Genomic DNA, 16,417 nt, shown 5'->3' with positions numbered 1-16,417 from the left:
GGGAGAAGAGCAGGGGGGAAGGGGGGAAGAGCAGAGAGAGGCGGGAGAGGCGGGAGGCGAGGGGAGCGAAGGAAAGAGCCCGCCCACTCACCCCCAGCCGCCGGCCGAGGCGGAGGCACCGAGCCGCACCCAGGTCGGCGGACCGAGCCCGCGGCGGGAGCGGGCCGGACCGGGGGCGGGATCCCGTAGGCGGGCCGGCGGTCGAACCCGGACCGGCCCCGGGCTGAACCCGCAGCCGGTCCCGGACCCCGGGGACCGGGCCGGGAGGCCGGGCCAGGGACCGGGGCCAGGCCAGGGACCCGGGCCGGATTCGGGCCGGATTGCCCCGCACGGCCCTCGCGCCCGGGGCGACCCACGGCGGACGCAGCCACTCCGGTGACCGTTCCGTGACCTCGACCACACTCATGAGAGGGGGATGAGAAGCGGGCTTGGCCAACCGTCTCAACCGATGGTAGGTGAGGGGCAATTCGGACGTAACGACGAAAGGCCGTGATCACAGGCTTACAGGGTTGCGTCCGCAATGTCCGTTACGGCGTCAATGGGCGCTCCAACTCCGTGGAGTTGCGGCCGCGGTTGAACAACTGTGGCGCAGCCCACGTTTCTTGTAGGTATGGAGGAGCCCCTGATACCGATTGCTCTCATGTCCCACACCGCTCACATACGCAGCCACCGGAAGCCCCGCCGCAGCGCGTCCTCGAACCTCGCGATGCGCGCCGGAGTCGCCGGTGGCGTCCTCAGCATGGCGGCGGCGGGTGCGTCGGCCTCGGCAAGCGCCGCGGAGCCGGTGACGCAGACCCTCGAACTGCCCACCCTCACGGCCGACCTGTCCAGCCAGGTCGCCGAGTCCGCGTACGCCACGGAGCTGGCGGCCGCGAACTACGAGCTGGCGGCCGAGCGCGACGCGGCCGCCGCGAAGGCCGCGAAGCAGGCCAAGTCGGACCTCGCGGAGGCGAAGAAGAAGGCCGAGGCGCGGAAGAAGGCCGCCGAGGAGGCCGCCCGCCGGGCGGCCGCCGAAGCCGCCGCCTCCCGGTCCGTCGAGCGCGCCACCCTCACGACCACGTCCGCTCCCGCGCCCGCGTCCGCCTCGGCGTCGGACACGGTGACGACGCCGGCGAGCGGTTCCGTGGGCACCGTCATCGCCTTCCTCAAGGCGCAGCTGGGCGACGCCTACGTGATGGGCGCCACCGGCCCCAACGCGTGGGACTGCTCCAGCCTCGTCCAGGCCGCCTTCCGGCAGGTCGGCGTGGACCTTCCGCGGGTCTCGCAGGACCAGTCGATGGCCGGGGTCGAGGTCGGCACCTCCAACCTCCAGGTCGGGGACATCCTGTACTGGGGCGGCAAGGGCTCCGCGTACCACGTGGGGGTGTACGTCGGGAACGGCCAGTACCTGGACGCGGCCAACCCGTCCAAGGGCGTCGTCATCCAGGACCTGTCCGGGTATCCGGCGTCGGGTGCGGTGCGCGTGCTCTGAGACCAGCGACGCGTGTGGGTGCACGCGTGACCGGCGAAGGGCCGCAGCCGCTCGGGGGCTGCGGCCCTTCGCCGTTGTGCGCCGCACGGCCGGGCGCGGGCACCGGGACGCGGCGCCGTCGAAGCCGGCACCGGGTACGTTCACGGGCGCACCCGGCGCCGTCCCGACGTCTGTCCGGGCGCCCCGCGGGGAGGCGCCGGGTGCGGCTCAGGCCTTGGGCGCCACCTTGCTGAGGCCGTTGATGATGCGGTCCATGGCGTCGCCGCCGGTCGGGTCGGTGAGGTTGGCCAGCAGCTTGAGGGTGAAGCGCATCAGCATCGGGTGGGTCAGGCCCCGCTGTGCGGCGATCTTCATGACCCGCGGGTTGCCGATGAGCTTCACGAAGGCGCGGCCGAGGGTGTAGTAGCCGCCGTAGGTGTCCTTGAGGACGCGCGGGTAGTGCTGGAGCGCCGCCTCGCGCTGGGCCGGTGTGGCGCGGGCGTGGGCCTGGGTGATGACGTCGGCGGCGATCTGGCCGGACTCCATGGCGTAGGCGATGCCCTCGCCGTTGAAGGGGTTGACCAGTCCGCCGGCGTCGCCGACGAGGAGCAGGCCGCGCGTGTAGTGGGGCTGGCGGTTGAAGGCCATGGGGAGAGCGGCGCCGCGGATGGGGCCGGTCATGTTCTCGGGGGTGTAGCCCCAGTCCTCCGGCATCGATGCGCACCAGGCCTTGAGCACCTCGCGCCAGTCGAGCTCCTTGAAGGAGTCGGAGGTGTTGAGCACCCCCAGGCCGACGTTGGAGGTGCCGTCGCCCATGCCGAAGATCCAGCCGTAGCCGGGCAGCAGCCGGTCCTCGCCGGGGCCGCGGCGGTCCCAGAGCTCCAGCCAGGACTCCAGGTAGTCGTCCTCGTGGCGGGGGCTGGTGAAGTAGGTGCGCACCGCGACGCCCATGGGGCGGTCCTCGCGCCGGTGCAGGCCCATCGCGAGTGAGAGCCGGGTGGAGTTGCCGTCGGCGGCCACCACCAGCGGGGCGTGGAAGGTGACTTCGCGCTTGTCGTCGCCGAGCCTGGCGGTCACGCCGGTGATGCGGCCGGTGCGGTCGTCGACGATCGGGCCGGAGACGTTGCACTGCTCGTGCAGGCGGGCACCGGCCTTCTGGGCCTGGCGGGCGAGCTGCTCGTCGAAGTCGTCGCGCTTGCGTACGAGACCGTAGTCCGGGAAGGAGGCGAGATCCGGCCAGTCGAGCTGGAGCCGTACGCCGCCGCCGATGATCCTGAGGCCCTTGTTGCGCAGCCAGCCGGCCTCCTCGGAGATGTCGACGCCCATGGCCACCAGTTGCTTGACGGCACGCGGGGTGAGGCCGTCGCCGCAGACCTTCTCGCGGGGGAACCGGGTCTTCTCCAGCAGGAGGACGTCGAGACCGGACCTGGCCAGGTGGTAGGCGGTGGTGGAGCCGGCTGGCCCCGCGCCCACGACGATCACGTCGGCGGAGTGGTCGGAGAGGGGCTCGGTCACGGCGGGATCTCCCCAAGGTTCGAAATCTGCGTGCCGACCGGCACTGGACACGGGCAGTCTATTCAGCAGAATTGATCACCCGGCTGAAGGGCTGCCCCGTGAACCGAGCTCTCCCTGCTGTTCGGCTGCGCGTCCCCACCGACGAGGACGCGGTCGTGTGGCACCGGATCTTCGACGATCCGGACGTCATGGAGTTCCACGGCGGCAGGTCCGCGGAGCTGTCCGTGTACGAGGAGCTGACCGCGCGCCAGCGGCGGCACGACGCCGAACGCGGCTTCTGCCTGTGGACCGTGCTCGACGAGTCCGGCACGGTCATCGGGTTCACCGGGGCCCAGCCGTGGCCGGCCGAGTGGGGGCCGAAGGGCGCCATAGAGATCGGCTGGCGGCTGGGGCGCCCGTACTGGGGCCACGGGTACGTCACGGCGGCGGCGCACATGACGCTGGACCGGGTGCGTGCGGCGGGCGTGGGCAGCGTGGTGGCCATGGTGAACGCCCGCAACACCCGCTCGATCGCGGTGACCCGGCGCCTCGGCATGCGGCTGGCCGAGACCTTTCGCACGCCCCGGTCCGAGCAGGAAGGCCACTGCTACCGACTGGACTTGTGACGGAGCGTGACGCTACGCTACGGATAGCGACATGGTGCTTCCGGGTGGCGTCTCGGGATGGTTACCCTGCCAGTACCGCTGGGGGTGACATCTGTGAGCATCACACGCAAAACACCCGAAGTGCGCGTACCGAAGCTCGTCGGTCTGATGGCCGTCGACGCCCGCCGCGAGGCCGCGGCGCACGGCGTGCTGCTGTCCTCGCCCGACCGGCCCGACCTCGATCTGACCGTCGTCGACTACGTCGTACGGCAGTACCCGCCGCCGGGCGCGGAGGTGCCGCGGGACGCCGTCGTCACGGTGTGGTTCGACTTCGGGGAGGGCGAGGGCGGCGGAGGCGTACGGGAGCCGCTCGTGCCGGGGCCCGGAGGCGGCGGACTGGAGCGCGAGCTGGACGAACCGCCGGACCCGTACGCCATGGCCAAGTAGGGCGCCGGGCACGGCGGGACGGCGCGCGGCGCGCCGCCTCGGCCGGCCCCGGCGGAGACCGGAAGGCGGGGCGGGGCAGCGGCGCGCCGGGCGGGAGCAGCAGGGTCCCGGGGCGGACGGCTGCGGGCCGGGCGGTCGTGGGAGCGGGCTGTCGGCCAGGGCTGGGGCAGGTCGCGGGAGCAGGCTGCACGGCTGCGGCCGGGGCAGGTCGTCGGAGGAGCGGGCCGGGCCGGGCGGCCGCCGGTCAGGGCGAGACCCGCCGGGGCCTGCGAGACCCGCCGGGACCGGGCGGGACCGGCCGGGCGGCACCGGCCGGGCGGCACCGGCCGGGCGCGGGGCGGGCGCGGGGCGAGGCGGGCAGCACCGCTCCCGGGGTCAGCCCTGCTTGAATCCCCGGTGCAGGGCCACGACCCCGCCCGTCAGGTTGCGCCAGGCCACGTCCGACCAGCCGGCCCCCTGCAGCCGCGCGGCCAGCGCGGACTGGTCGGGCCAGGCGCGGATGGACTCGGCGAGGTAGACGTACGCGTCCGGGCTGGAGGACACCGCGCGCGCGACCGGCGGCAGGGCGCGCATCAGGTACTCGGTGTAGACGGTGCGGAAGGGCGCCCAGGTGGGGTGGGAGAACTCGCAGATCACCACCCGCCCGCCGGGCCGGGTCACCCGGTGCATCTCGCGCAGGGCCGCGTCGAAGTCCTGCACATTGCGCAGCCCGAAGGAGATGGTGACCGCGTCGAAGGAGTCGTCCCTGAACGGCAGCCGGGTGGCGTCGCCCGCGGTGAACGGCAGCCACCTCTGGCGACGCTTGCCGACCTGGAGCATGCCGAGGGAGAAGTCGCAGGGGACGACGTAGGCGCCGGCCTGGGCGAAGGGCTGCGCGGAGGTGCCCGTACCGGCCGCGAGGTCGAGGATCTTCTGCGCGGGCCGGGCGTCGACGGCCCTGGCGACCTCCTTGCGCCATCGTCGGTCCTGGCCGAGGGACAGCACGTCGTTGGCGAGGTCGTACCGTTCCGCCACGTCGTCGAACATCGAGGCGACTTCGTGCGGCTGCTTGTCCAGGGATGCTCGGGTCACGCGTTCATTGTGGCAGCAGCGGGTGGGCTCACCGGGCAGCGCCCCTGCGCCCGCCCGGCCCCGCCCGCCCCGTCCACCGCGGGCAGGCACCCGGCCCGTGCCGTCCGCCCCGGCACCCGGGCATTCGGGCACCCGGGCCCGCCGCACGAGCCCGGTCCGAGCGGCGCACGAGCCGTCGCGCCCGGGTGTCCGCGCCTCGCTCGCCCGCCACCGCCCCGGCGCCGGTCGCCCCCGCCTCCCCCGCTCCCCGGGCTTCGGTCCGACGACCGGGTCAACGCCCCCGGTACACGAGGCGCCCGCCCAGCACCGTCGCCACGCAGGTCCCGGCCCCCTCGCGGACGAGCGCCGCCCGGTCGGGCACGTCGAAGACGGCGAAGCGGGCCGGGCCGCCCGCCGCCAGGGGCGGCAGCAGGACCAGTGGTACGGGGGAGAGCGACGGCGGCCCCGGCAGGGACGGCGGCCGCTGCCCGACGGCGAGTCCCGCGCGCCGCACCGCGTCGAGCGCGCCCCGCTCGCGCAGTTCCCCGGCGACGGCGACGGTGCCGTGCGCGAGCAGGCGCTGCACGCCCCGGCGTGCGCTGGCGCCCCGGCGCGAAGGGTCCGCGCGGAACAGCTCCTGCGCGCGCGGACCGCCGATCGGCTCCGTGCCGTAGGCCTCGGCCTCGCGGGGGTCGGGGTGGTACGTCCGCTCCAGCAGTTCCGGCCCGTACGGGTTGAGCAGTCCGGGCGTGAGGATGCCGGGCCAGCGCCGCACCCGGGCCCCGGGCCGTCCCGCGGCCAGTTCCTCGAAGGGGCCGACTGCGGCGATCCGGGCACCGTCGACCAGCAGGGCGGTCTCCGGGGAGGACTCGGCGACATGAAGGGTCAGCAACGGCAGCTCGCGGGAGGAGATCGGTCGAGGACCGGACCGGATGGTGCAGGGACGGGGGGGCAGGGACAGGAGACGGGGACCGGAGGCGGCCGGCTCCGCGGACCGGATCGCGGGCGGCGGGCGGATCGCGGGACGCCCCGCGGACAGAGTCCCCGCTCGGCCCGCGGGCGGCCCGGGGAGCAGCCGACGGCGCGACCCGACCGGGGCCGCGTCGTCCGGGTTGCCCCGGGCGCCTCCGGCTCAGTTGGCGGCGAGGATCTTCAGCTCGGGATGTGCCGTGCCGCCCTCGATCGCGGTGGAGGAGATGTGGGAGACCACGCGCTCGTCGACCGGGTCGTCCGCCGGGTCGTCGTGGACGACCAGGTGCTCGTAGGTGGTGCTGCGCTGCGCGGGGACACGGCCCGCGCCGCGGATCATCTCGATCATCTCCATCAGGTTGGAGCGGTGCCTGGCACCGGCGGCGGAGACGACGTTCTCCTCCAGCATGATCGAACCGAGGTCGTCCGCGCCGTAGTGCAGGGTCAGCTGCCCCGCGTCCTTGCCGGTGGTCAGCCACGAGCCCTGGATGTGGGCGACGTTGTCGAAGAACAGCCGGGCGATCGCGATCATCCGCAGGTACTCGAGAATGGTCGCCTGGGTGCGGCCCTTCAGGTGGTTGTTCTGCGGCTGGTACAGGTACGGGATGAAGGCACGGAAGCCGCCCGTGCGGTCCTGGACGTCGCGGATCATGCGCAGGTGCTCGATGCGCTCGGCATTGGTCTCGCCGGTGCCCATGAGCATGGTGGAGGTGGACTCGACACCGAGCCGGTGCGCGGTCTCCATGATCTCCAGCCAACGCTCGCCGCTCTCCTTCAGCGGGGCGATCGCCTTGCGCGGCCGCTCCGGCAGCAGCTCCGCACCGGCACCGGCGAACGAGTCGAGGCCGGCCGCGTGGATGCGCTCGACGGCCTCCTCCACCGACACCTTCGAGATCCGTGCCATGTGCTCGACCTCGCTGGCCCCCAGGCTGTGGATGACGAGCTGCGGGAACTCCCTCTTGATGGCGGAGAAGTGCTCCTCGTAGTACTCCACGCCGTAGTCGGGGTGGTGTCCGCCCTGGAACATCACCTGCGTACCGCCGAGTTCCACGGTCTCCGCGCACCGGCGCAGGATGTCGTCGAGCGCGCGCGTCCAGCCCTTGTCGCTCTTCGGCGGGGCGTAGAAGGCGCAGAACTTGCACGCCGTGACGCAGACGTTGGTGTAGTTGATGTTCCGCTCGATGATGTACGTCGCGATGTGCTCGACCCCGGCATAGCGGCGGCGGCGTACGGCGTCGGCGGCCGCGCCCAGCGCGTGCAGCGGGGCGTCGCGGTACAGGTCGAGCGCCTCTTCGGGGCTGATCCGCCCGCCCCCGGCGGCTCGGTCGAGGACGGACTGGAGGTCGGCCTTCTCGGTCACCGGGTGTCCCTTTCGTCAAGGGTTGTGGACGGACTGAAACAGCCTACGCCAGCCCCTACGGGGTGCGGACGCCAGGCCGTACGGGGGACGGACACCAGGCCCTACGGGGGGCGGACGCCAGGCCGTACGGGGCCGGGGCCCGCACCCTCGCGCGGGGCGGGGGTCAGGCCGCGCCGGCCCCCGCCAGCACGCCCAGGAACGCGCCCGCGATCAGGAACGGTCCGAACGGGATCGCCGTCCTGCGGTCGGCACGCCGGGCGACGACGAGCGCGCCGCCGTAGAGCGCCCCCAGCAGGAACCCGGCGAAGGTGCCGAGCACCACGGCCCCCCACCCGTACCAGCCCAGCGCCGCTCCCGCACCGAGGGCGAGCTTCACGTCGCCGAACCCCATTCCGCCGGGGCTGACGAGGTGCAGGACGAGGTAGCCGGCACCGAGGGCCAGGCAGCCGAGGAGCGCGGTCGTCCACTCCCCCGCGTGCCCGGGCAGCAGAGCGACCGGGCCGAGCAGGGTGAGGGCGAGGCCCGCGAGCGGCAGCGTCAGCGGATCGGGAAGCCGCTGCACCCGGAGGTCCACCGCGGCGAGCAGGACGCCGACGGGCGCGAGCAGCAGCCAGACGCCGAGTTCGGGCCGCGTACCGGTGGCGGCGGCGAGCACGGCGCAGGCCAGTGCGGTCACGGCCGCCGGCCCCCGGGCCCGCGGGCCGTACGCCGCGCGTGAGCCGTACGTCGGCGATCCAGCGGTCGACGACCCGGACGACGCAGACCCGGCGGACCCAGATCCGGACGACCCAGACCCGGCGGACACCGGCTCGCGGCCGGCGGAGTCGGCTGCCGCGGAGCCTGCTGCCGCGGAGCCTGCTGCCGCGGAGCCTGCTGCCGCGGAGCCCCCCGGCAGGAAGCCCGTCGGTACGGAGCCCCCTGGGGAGTCCTCCCCGGCACAGGCATCGGCAGCGGGAGCGGAAGCGGCCGGCCCCGGGCCCGTGGCGGAGGGGCGATCCGCGGAGGAGCCGTGCAGGGCGGCGCACTCCCGGCACCGCGCCGGTCCGGCCCATCCCCGCAGGGGATGCCCGGCGGGGCACCGGTCCCGCCACGGTCGGCCGGAGGGGACGGCGAAGCGGTACACGGCACGGGGCAGCAGCGCTCCGGCCGAGGCCCCCCACACCACGGCCGCGGCGATCAGCGCGAGGTCGCTCGCGGCCACCGGCGGCGCGACGGCGGCGTGCAACGCGACGGCGGCATCAGGCCCCGCGGCGGCATCGAGCAGGGCGACGGGCACGGTGGCGGCCACGGCTCAGCCCGCTGCCGTGACGCTCTGGCGCCAGTACGGCAGCAGTTCGTCCAGCAGTGCCTCGGTGCGCGGCGGCAGCCCGCGGGCCCCGCTGCGGCCGAGGAGGTCGGCGGCGAGGGCGCTCAGCCGGGCCGTGTCGCCGGTGGCGTGGGTGGCACGCAGCAGCTCGTGCCAGAGGCGTTCGTCGTCCGAGGCCGTGCGCAGGGCGGCACGGAGCGCCTCGATGGCCTTCTCGGCACGGTCCTTCACGAGGTGGAACTCGGCCAGGGCGAGCCCGATGTCGGCGACGAGCAAAGGCAGTCGGGCGTCGATGATCTCGTGGCCGAGCCACCGGTAGCGGCCCTCGGGCCGGTCGGCGAGCAGCGGGCCGCGCACCAGGACCAGGGCGTCGGTGAGCAGCCGCCCGCGCACGACACGGCTGTCGGCGCCCTTGCCCTGGGTGGCCTCGTGGTAGAGGGAGCGCAGGACGTCGAGGTCGGAGACGACCGACGGGGCGAGGGTGAGGCGCCCGCCGGCGTCGGCGGTGAGGCGGGGCGTGCCGTCCGGGTCGGTGCCGAGCCAGTCGCGCAGCCGGTCGAGCAGGGCGTCGCTCACGTCGTCGGTGACGCCGCGCGGCCACAGCGCGGAGGCCAGTACGCGGGGGTGCACTCCTTCCCGGTGCAGGAGCAGCAGGGCGAGCGCCTCGTGGAGTTGGGCGCTGCGTTCGTCGTCGGGGGTGTCCAGGCCGATGATCTCGTAGGACCCGACGAGGCGGGCGTAGACGGCGGGCCGGCCCTGTTCGCTGATGTCGACCAGGAACGGCGGGGCGGTGGCCGGTCCGTCCGGGTCGTGGTCGGGGCCGGGGTCGGCCTCGGTGAACAGCTCGACGACGGCGCGCTGCTGGGGCAGCGGGAGGAGCTGGGCGTCGAGTTCCAGGCCGAGGAGCGGAGCGAGCAGTCTGCCGTCGCCGGTGATCTCCATCTCCCATGCGGCGCCGGGCAGTTCACCGGACCCGGTGCCGACGAGGTAGCCGATGCCGAGGCGGCCGGCGTCCGCGGCGAGTTCGGCGAGCCTGAGGGCGTCCTCGGGGGACGGCTCCGCGGCGAGCAGCACCAGGTGCGGGGCCCAGCGGGTGTGCCGGGCGGGCCCGGTACGGCCGGTGAGCACCGAGTCCTGGCCGGCGGCGCCGAGCGCGCTGCGCCGCTGGCGGGTCTCCGCCTCCATGGTCTCGATGAGGTCGTCGACGCCGTCGAGGTGGCGGAGCCGGTTGGGGGCGAGCGGCGTGAGGTTCTCGCCGAAGCCGACGACGGTGATGGTCATGCGGTCCGACCAGCCGTTGGTGGCGAGTTCGGCGGCGACGGAGGCGAACACGGCGGCCCGGTCGGCTTCCTGTCCGCTCAGCGAGACGATGCCGGGCACGGCCTCCAGGTTGAGCAGCAGCCGTGACTCGTCCAGGGTGCCGAGGCTGACGAGGCCGGGGTAGGGGGCGGCGGTGTCGGCCTCCTCGTACCGCTCGGCGTCGGCGCGGGCCAGCGTCCAGAACGTCTGGTCCTGTCCGGGCTGCCACGGCGTGGGCGGCTTCCCGGCGGGCTGGGCGAGTTGGAGGTGCAGGTCTCCGTTGCTGAGCCAGGCCGCGTAGACCACCGGCAGGGGACGGGACTCGGCGGCGAGGGCGGCGGCGAGGCCGCGCAGTGAACGGTCCAGCAGCCGCACCGCGTCCGGGTCGGCGCCGACCAGGAGGGCGTCCTGTGCGTCGGCGGCGGCGCCGGCCGGAGTGGGCGGCTCCATGCCGCGCCGCCCGCCGACGGCACCGAGCGCCGACTGCCACAGCGCCTGCCGGCGGCGCCGGCCGAGGGCGCCGAGGAGTCCGGCGGCGAGCAGCGGGGCCCCGAGCAGCGCCTCGGGCAGCCCGAAGGACCGGCCGTCGGCGTCGGCGACCGGTTCCGCGTGCGGCTGCCCGGGGGCGGGGGCGGTGCTGTGACCGGGCGCGGGGCCGGGCCGCTGCTCGGACGGCCCGGCCGCACCCGCCCCGCCGGCCGCGGCCTCACCGGCGTGCCGTGCGTCGGCGTGCGGTCCCCCGGCGTGGTCGCCGGTGAGGGCGTAGTCCCGGATCTGCTCCCGCACCTCGGGCGGGACACTGCGCGTCTCGTCGGGCATCTCGACGAGCTCACCGCCGTGCGCGTCGCCGGGCATCTCCATGATCCAGCCGGGCCGGATGAGGCTGGCCTCGGACAGGCGGGAGCCGTCGGGCTGCACACGGTCCTTGTTGAGCTGGTAGATCTCCTTGTAGCGGCGGCCGTCGCCGAGGTGGCGCTCGGCGACCTCCCAGAGCGAGTCGTGGTGCCGGCCCTCGGGGGGCTGGATACGGTAGTACTTCGTGTCGCCCTCGCGTACGGCGCCACCGCCGTCCCGGGCGCCGTGCTGCGCACGGTCCGCGGCGTCGTCGGCCTGCTCGGCCTGCTCGGCGAGGGCGGACGCGGTGCCGGCGGCCTGCTCCCGCTGCTGGGCGAGGAGTCCCGGTGTGTGCTGCGCGGCCGCGACGGCCGGGCTCCGGCTGTCGTCCGGGGTCTGCCCGAGCTGGGACAGCCCGGGGGTGAAGCTCGCCGCGGTGGCGCCGACCAGCAGCAGGGCGGCGACCAGTTGCCGGGCGAGCAGCTGGCTGGGCCCGGCTCCGGGCACCCGCCCCGGCACGCCGACCCCGGACACGGCGGCCTTCACCTCGACGAGCACGCACGCCGTGAACTGGGCCCAGGCGCACCACACCACGACCGCGAGGATGTTCTGGAACGTCCGCACCGATATCTCACGCTGGAGCCAGTCCCACCCGGGTGCCCCGTCGGGAAACGGCCACCCGAACAGCGTGGCCAGCCCGAACGGCACGCCGAGGACCAGGGCCACCAGCGCCGCGAACGCGAGGAACGCCTTGACGAAGTCACCGACGCCACGCGGCCGCACCCGCACGGGCTCCGGCGTGCGGTTCCGCGGGGCGTTCGGGCGTCCCGTCGAGCTGGAGCGTCGCGACATGGGGGTTCCTGGGGGTGGGGTGCGGTGGATGCACTGAGCCTACCGAGATCTCGGTGATGCGCGGTACGACGAGGTCAGGCCCGAACCCTCCGGGAGAACGCCGGACCGAGGGCGGCACGTTCGCCCGCACACCGGCGTCGGGCACCCGTCCGCCCGACGACACGACACCCCGGCACGTCACGGTGCGCGGCTGGAGCCGTGCACTGCCCACGCGGCTCACACCCCGCACACACCGGCTGCGACGAGCTCACGTCGCAGGCGTGGCGCCGGCCAGGCACACCTGCCGGTCCGACAGGTGGCGGCCGCACATCCCTGAAGTGCCCGCCCAGACCGTCGATTTCACGGCAGCCCGCGCGGACCGCCACGAACCGCCCGACATCGATGACGAGGAGGGCCCCGGCCTCCCCCACTCCCTCTGGCCCGGAAGGCACCACCACCGAGCCCGACAGGAGCGACGCCCGTGGGTATCCGGTTCCCACTGCGGCCCGAGGTCCGGCAGACCCTCCGTCATGGGCGTGGTCACTCGGTCCGGACCGGTGAGGTGGCGGCGGCGTCGGAGAGGTCCGCCGCCTCGTCCGCGACGGGCTCCGGGGCGTGGAGGGGCCGCAGGGCGGCGGTTCTCAGCCGACCTCGTTCTCCGCGGCCGACTGGCCGTGCACCTTCACGTCCTGGCCGTAGAACATGCCGGTGAACACCGGTGAGTACGTCAGCTGGATCCGCACCTGCACGCGGTCCGCGTCGGCCGCCACGCAGTGGGACGCGGCGACGTCCGGGCCGGACAGGTGCATCTCGCGGGCGAACGCCTTCACGCGGGCGTCGCAGTTGGCGAAGTTGATCGGGGCCGGGCCGCCCACGTCGTCGTAGAGGGCCTCGCGGTCGATGTCCTGTGCGGCGTAGCGGGCCGCCTGTTCGGCGATGTCGGCGGCACGTTCACGCTGGGAGATCGACATGCCGCCGTCGATGACGAACGCGGTCAGGGAGAGGAAGACCAGCGCGAAGATGATCACCGCTCCCGCGCCGGACCCGCGGTCGTCCGGTACCGGCGCAGGGCGCAGGGCCGCGATGCGGGACCGTACGGCGCCCGCCGTACCGCGCGGGGCGCCCGCGCCGGCCCGTCCGCCGCCGCGCCCCGCGACCCGTACGGCGCCCGCTCCGCTCGGTGCGACGCCCGCCGCGCGCTCACCTCGTACGACGTCTCTCACGCGGTCCTCCGGAACGGGTCCAGGGGGGAGCTGAAGCGGGCCGAGAGGGTGGTGGGGATGTCCAGGCCCAGCATGGCCAGGCCGCGTACCTCACAGCTGACCTCGACCGTGAAGAAGGTGTCCGGCTCGAAGCCGGGGCTGGTCTGGCGGACCGAGACGGGGCCGGAGCACACGTCCTCCAGGTCCGCCTCCGCGGCTCTGCGCGCCTCGGCGACCGCCGTCGCGTGGTCCTTCTGGATGGATCCCGCGCGGGCCGCGTCCCGGGCGGCTCCGTCGATCGCGCCCCGGCCGTCGGCCAGTTGCCCGAAGGCCACCAGGACCAGGATGAAGAGGATCATCACCGGTGCCAGGATCACCACTTCGACCGTCGACAGCCCCTCGTCCCGCGCCGCCACCGCTAGTTGCCCCCTTCCGGGACGAAGCGCTCCACCGGGCCGGAGGACTGCGCGTGCACCGTCAGGTCCAGCCCGGGGAACACCGCCGGCACGCGTGCGGAGATCTCCACTCCGACCGTGTCCGGCTCCGGTTGCAGCATCGTCACGCGTGGTGACAGCACGAGCCGTGGGCCGAGCTGGCGGATGTAGGAGTCGACCACGTCGCGTGCCTCGCCCCGCCAGCCGCCGGGCCGCTGGTCGGCCGTGGCTCGGGCCTTGCGCGCGCCCGCCTGGGCCGCCGCCTGGGCCACGTGGTCGGCGAAGAAGTACAGCGCGAACTGCACCGTCGCGAAGATCATGAAGAAGAGGACGGGGGTGAGCAGCACCAACTCGATCGCGGTCATTCCGCCGTCGCCCCGGGCGGAGCGGACCTCCCGGCTGCGGCGCACCCGGCGGCGTACCGCGTGCCGCGCGCGTTCCAGCGGCAGTAGCACTGTCACCCCCCCGTTCCTCCCGCGCCCGTTCCCGTCGCTGCTTCCTGTTCCTGGTACTGACCCCGCGGCCGGCCCCGGCCCCGGCCGCGGAGGCGGCTGTGGTTCCGTCGCCGGGCCGGACGACGGCCGGGCCTCGCGTTCCGCCGGTTCGGCGGCCGTCCGGTGTCAGCAGGTCTTGCCGGCGTCCGCGCCCTTGATGCAGTCGCCGACCTTGTTGGCGCCCTCGCTCAGCGCGGCGTTGATGATCGCGGCGACGACGCCGACGATGGCCACGACGACCGCGGAGATGATGACCCACTCCACGGCGGAGGCACCGCGGTCGAGTTCACCCGAGCGGGCGCGCTCGACGCGGCCGCGCAGGAAGGTGACGAGGAAGTCCACCGCGGGGATCCCGGAGTAGCCGGTGCGGCCGGAGTGGCCGGAGTGGCCGGAGTAGCCGGTGCGGCCGGCGGGGTCGGAGTGGCCGGTGCGGCCGGTGCGGCCGGCGGGGTCGGTGCTGAGGGTCTTCGGTGCGTTCATGGGACTTCTCGATTCGTCTCGACTCAGGCGGAGGGAAGGGGGGCGGCTGCCGGCGGGCCTGTCACACCTGGAACACCCGCATCGCCGCGGGAAAGATCAGGAACACCAGGAACCCGGCGCACAGCAGCAGCTGGGCGACCAGCATCGACTGCGACTTCTCGCCCGCGCTGCCCTCGATCTCGGCCAGCTCGCGGTGGCGCATGGTCTCGGCGCGCGAGGCGAGGGACTCGCGGACCTTCGCCCCGTCGTCCGCGACCAGCGCGAGCGACGCCGAGAGGTCCTTCAGCTCCTCCACGCCCAGCTCCTCGCCGAGCTGGCCGAGCGCCTGCCACTGGCTGATGCCGGTGATCCGGGCGTCGGCCAGGGCGTTGCGGATGCGCCGGGTGGCCCAGCCGTCGGACACCTCGGCGGCGGCCAGCAGCGCCTCGGGCAGACCCCGTCCGCCGGCCAGGCTCATCGACACCAGGTCCAGGTACGCCCCGATCACCCGTCGCAGGTCCCGGCGCTTCTCGGCGGCGTCCCGCCGGACCTCCAGGTCGGGCAGGAAGAAGAACAGGCCGGCGCACAGCAGGGCCAGCCACACCGGGACGACCGGGCTGCGGGCGAAGCCCATCGTCGCCACGACGGCGAACAGGAACGGCCCGAAGAACAGCCCGGCGGCGGCCAGCAGCACCTTCGTCGCGAGGAACTTCTCCCAGCCGCGGTCCAGCACCGCCAGGTCGGCGCGGAGCGAACGCTGCTCCCAGCCCTGCTGCAGGTAGAACTCCGCCACACGGCTGCCGACCTGGGCGCGCAGCGTCGCGAGCCGTCCCTGGTCCCCTCCTCCGGCGGCCGGTACGTGCGTCGCCCCCCGCGCGCGCAGCGCGTCGATCCGGGCGACCTGCGCGACGGCGCTGCGCCGGGTCGGCATCAGCGCGCGGATGAGGACGTAGACCCCGAGGCCGAAGATCACGCCCACGGTGATCGGCAGGGACAGGTTCATCGCCGTACCCCCTCTTCCCGGGGCTCGGGCCGCGCCGGTGTGCGCGGCCGTACGAACCGCACCCCGGCCTCGTCGCGGACCAGGAACCGCTCGGGCGTCTCGATGGTGGACAGCTTGCGCAGCCACCAGAAGCCGAGGCCGAACAGCCCGCAGACGCAGGCGAGGACGAGCTGCCCGACGGCGGTGCCGTACGGTTCGACGAACTCCCGGTTGAAGACGGACAGTCCGAGCACGAACGCGATCGACACGGCGACCACGATCTGCACCGAACGGCGGGTCGAGGCCCGCTGCGCCATCACCCGCTGCCGCATGTCGACCTCCTCGCGCGCCGACTTGGCGAGCGCGCCGAGCACCTGGCGCAGACCCGGGCCGCGCAGCCGGGCGTTGAGGATCAGCGCGGCGACGATGATGTCGGCGGACGCGTCGTCGATCTCGTCGGCGAGGACCTGCAGCGCGTCGGGCAGCGGGGTGCGGGCGCGCAGCCGGTCCACGAGGGCGTCGAGGTGGGGGCGCAGCACCGGGGCGGCGGCCCGCGCGGACGCCGGGATGGCCTGTTCCAGGCCGACCGCGCCGGCGATGGTGTCGCGCAGGGACTCCGTCCAGGAGGCGAGGGCCTCCACGCGGCGCATCGCGGCGCGTTCCTCCCGGGCGCCGCCGAACAGGCGGTCCCAGAGGAAGACGAGCACCCCGGCGGCGATGCCGGCCACCGCCCAGCGGGTGAGCAGCAGCACGGCGAGGCCGACCAGCGCGGCCAGCGAGCCGCGCTGCCCGGCGAACCGGATCAGCTCCGCCGCCCGCTCGACGGCCCTGCGCTGGACGTGGTCGGGCCTGGCGGGGAGTCCTCTTACGGCGATCAGCAGCAGGGCGAGGCCGCCGCCGACGGCGACGCCGCAGGCCAGGGCGTACAGGACGGTGGTGGAGAACAGTCCGCCCATGGACCCGATCCGGCCGAGTGCGGCGGCGGTCGTCGTCGCGTCGCCTCCCCAGGGCATGCCGGGGACCGTGCCCTGAGCCATGCTTTGGGTCATGCCGTGGGCCATGTCGTGGGCCACTCCCTCGGCCGGGCCCTGGGTCATGCCGTGGGCCACTCCCTCCGCCGGGCCCTGGGCCGCCCCGTGGATCACCTCGTGGCGCATGCCGTCCGGCATGCCGGGAAGCACGCCGGGCCCCGCGGCCGGTG

15 protein-coding genes are annotated in these 16,417 nt (G+C 74.5%); 3 read left to right on the top strand and 12 right to left on the bottom strand.

The genetic code is table 11. The annotated features are described in order from the left end of the window. Window positions 1-610: 610 nt before the first annotated feature. Window positions 611-1,471, top strand: coding sequence for a C40 family peptidase (locus AC5K6T_RS00425; RefSeq protein ID WP_493204739.1), 861 nt, complete (start codon window positions 611-613; stop codon window positions 1,469-1,471). A 207-nt stretch (window positions 1,472-1,678) separates the two neighbouring features. Here the strand turns inward: AC5K6T_RS00425 and AC5K6T_RS00420 are convergent, their stop codons facing one another. Next, window positions 1,679-2,965, bottom strand: a complete 1,287-nt coding sequence (locus AC5K6T_RS00420) for a geranylgeranyl reductase family protein (RefSeq protein ID WP_493204738.1) — start codon at window positions 2,963-2,965, stop codon at window positions 1,679-1,681. 98 nt (window positions 2,966-3,063) lie between these two features. On the opposite strand from AC5K6T_RS00420, the gene AC5K6T_RS00415 reads away from it, so the two are divergent. Together AC5K6T_RS00415 and AC5K6T_RS00410 are read left to right on the top strand one after the other, a co-directional pair. Then, window positions 3,064-3,570, top strand: coding sequence for a GNAT family N-acetyltransferase (locus AC5K6T_RS00415; RefSeq protein WP_493204737.1), 507 nt, complete (start codon window positions 3,064-3,066; stop codon window positions 3,568-3,570). Between the two features lie 120 nt (window positions 3,571-3,690). Continuing rightward, a complete protein-coding gene (locus AC5K6T_RS00410) occupies window positions 3,691-3,996 on the top strand; it encodes a PASTA domain-containing protein (RefSeq protein ID WP_493207263.1) in 306 nt (101 codons plus the stop codon). A gap of 375 nt (window positions 3,997-4,371) precedes the next feature. Here AC5K6T_RS00410 and AC5K6T_RS00405 read toward each other — a convergent pair whose 3' ends face one another. The 11 genes from AC5K6T_RS00405 to AC5K6T_RS00355 all read right to left on the bottom strand — a co-directional run bounded on the left by AC5K6T_RS00405 (window position 4,372) and on the right by AC5K6T_RS00355 (window position 16,172). Beyond that, entirely contained in the window at window positions 4,372-5,067 is a 696-nt protein-coding gene (locus AC5K6T_RS00405) for a demethylmenaquinone methyltransferase (protein WP_493204736.1), read from the bottom strand. Between the two features lie 271 nt (window positions 5,068-5,338). Next, window positions 5,339-5,938 (bottom strand): imidazolonepropionase-like domain-containing protein, encoded by a 600-nt coding sequence (locus tag AC5K6T_RS00400; RefSeq protein WP_493204735.1) that lies wholly within the window; start codon window positions 5,936-5,938, stop codon window positions 5,339-5,341. Window positions 5,939-6,178: 240 nt separating this feature from the next. After that, window positions 6,179-7,375 (bottom strand): cyclic dehypoxanthinyl futalosine synthase, encoded by a 1,197-nt coding sequence (gene mqnC / locus AC5K6T_RS00395; protein ID WP_493204734.1) that lies wholly within the window; start codon window positions 7,373-7,375, stop codon window positions 6,179-6,181. Between the two features lie 163 nt (window positions 7,376-7,538). Next, a complete protein-coding gene (locus AC5K6T_RS00390) occupies window positions 7,539-8,051 on the bottom strand; it encodes a prepilin peptidase (RefSeq protein ID WP_493204733.1) in 513 nt (170 codons plus the stop codon). Between the two features lie 615 nt (window positions 8,052-8,666). Further along, window positions 8,667-11,666: a BTAD domain-containing putative transcriptional regulator gene (locus AC5K6T_RS00385; protein WP_493204732.1), complete on the bottom strand. Its 3,000-nt coding sequence runs from the start codon at window positions 11,664-11,666 to the stop codon at window positions 8,667-8,669. A 620-nt stretch (window positions 11,667-12,286) separates the two neighbouring features. Next, window positions 12,287-12,730, bottom strand: coding sequence for a Tad domain-containing protein (locus tag AC5K6T_RS00380; RefSeq protein WP_493207262.1), 444 nt, complete (start codon window positions 12,728-12,730; stop codon window positions 12,287-12,289). 134 nt (window positions 12,731-12,864) lie between these two features. After that, a complete protein-coding gene (locus tag AC5K6T_RS00375) occupies window positions 12,865-13,263 on the bottom strand; it encodes a TadE/TadG family type IV pilus assembly protein (protein ID WP_493204731.1) in 399 nt (132 codons plus the stop codon). A gap of 2 nt (window positions 13,264-13,265) precedes the next feature. Then, window positions 13,266-13,646 (bottom strand): TadE family protein, encoded by a 381-nt coding sequence (locus AC5K6T_RS00370; RefSeq protein WP_493207261.1) that lies wholly within the window; start codon window positions 13,644-13,646, stop codon window positions 13,266-13,268. A gap of 255 nt (window positions 13,647-13,901) precedes the next feature. Beyond that, a complete protein-coding gene (locus AC5K6T_RS00365) occupies window positions 13,902-14,126 on the bottom strand; it encodes a hypothetical protein (protein ID WP_493207259.1) in 225 nt (74 codons plus the stop codon). A 190-nt stretch (window positions 14,127-14,316) separates the two neighbouring features. Next, on the bottom strand, window positions 14,317-15,237 hold the full coding sequence (locus AC5K6T_RS00360; RefSeq protein WP_493204730.1) for a type II secretion system F family protein: 921 nt from the start codon (window positions 15,235-15,237) through the stop codon (window positions 14,317-14,319). Next, complete coding sequence (locus AC5K6T_RS00355) at window positions 15,234-16,172, bottom strand: type II secretion system F family protein (protein ID WP_493207258.1); 939 nt, start codon at window positions 16,170-16,172, stop codon at window positions 15,234-15,236. Before AC5K6T_RS00355 ends, AC5K6T_RS00360 begins: the two co-directional genes overlap by 4 nt. Window positions 16,173-16,417 lie beyond the last annotated feature (245 nt).

This window comes from Streptomyces sp. B8-7 (genome assembly GCF_058833805.1).
Note: the sequence above shows the minus strand (reverse complement) of the source record. Positions and strands in the feature narration are given on the sequence as shown.

Bases quoted from the DNA above. Each gene is read 5' to 3' on its own strand.
- AC5K6T_RS00425 (WP_493204739.1), top strand. From the start codon at position 611: ATGGAGGAGCCCCTGATACCGATTGCTCTCATGTCCCACACCGCTCAC.
- AC5K6T_RS00385 (WP_493204732.1), bottom strand. From the start codon at position 11,666: ATGTCGCGACGCTCCAGCTCGACGGGACGCCCGAACGCCCCGCGGAAC.
- AC5K6T_RS00355 (WP_493207258.1), bottom strand. From the start codon at position 16,172: ATGGGCGGACTGTTCTCCACCACCGTCCTGTACGCCCTGGCCTGCGGC.
- AC5K6T_RS00360 (WP_493204730.1), bottom strand. From the start codon at position 15,237: ATGAACCTGTCCCTGCCGATCACCGTGGGCGTGATCTTCGGCCTCGGG.
- AC5K6T_RS00370 (WP_493207261.1), bottom strand. From the start codon at position 13,646: ATGACCGCGATCGAGTTGGTGCTGCTCACCCCCGTCCTCTTCTTCATG.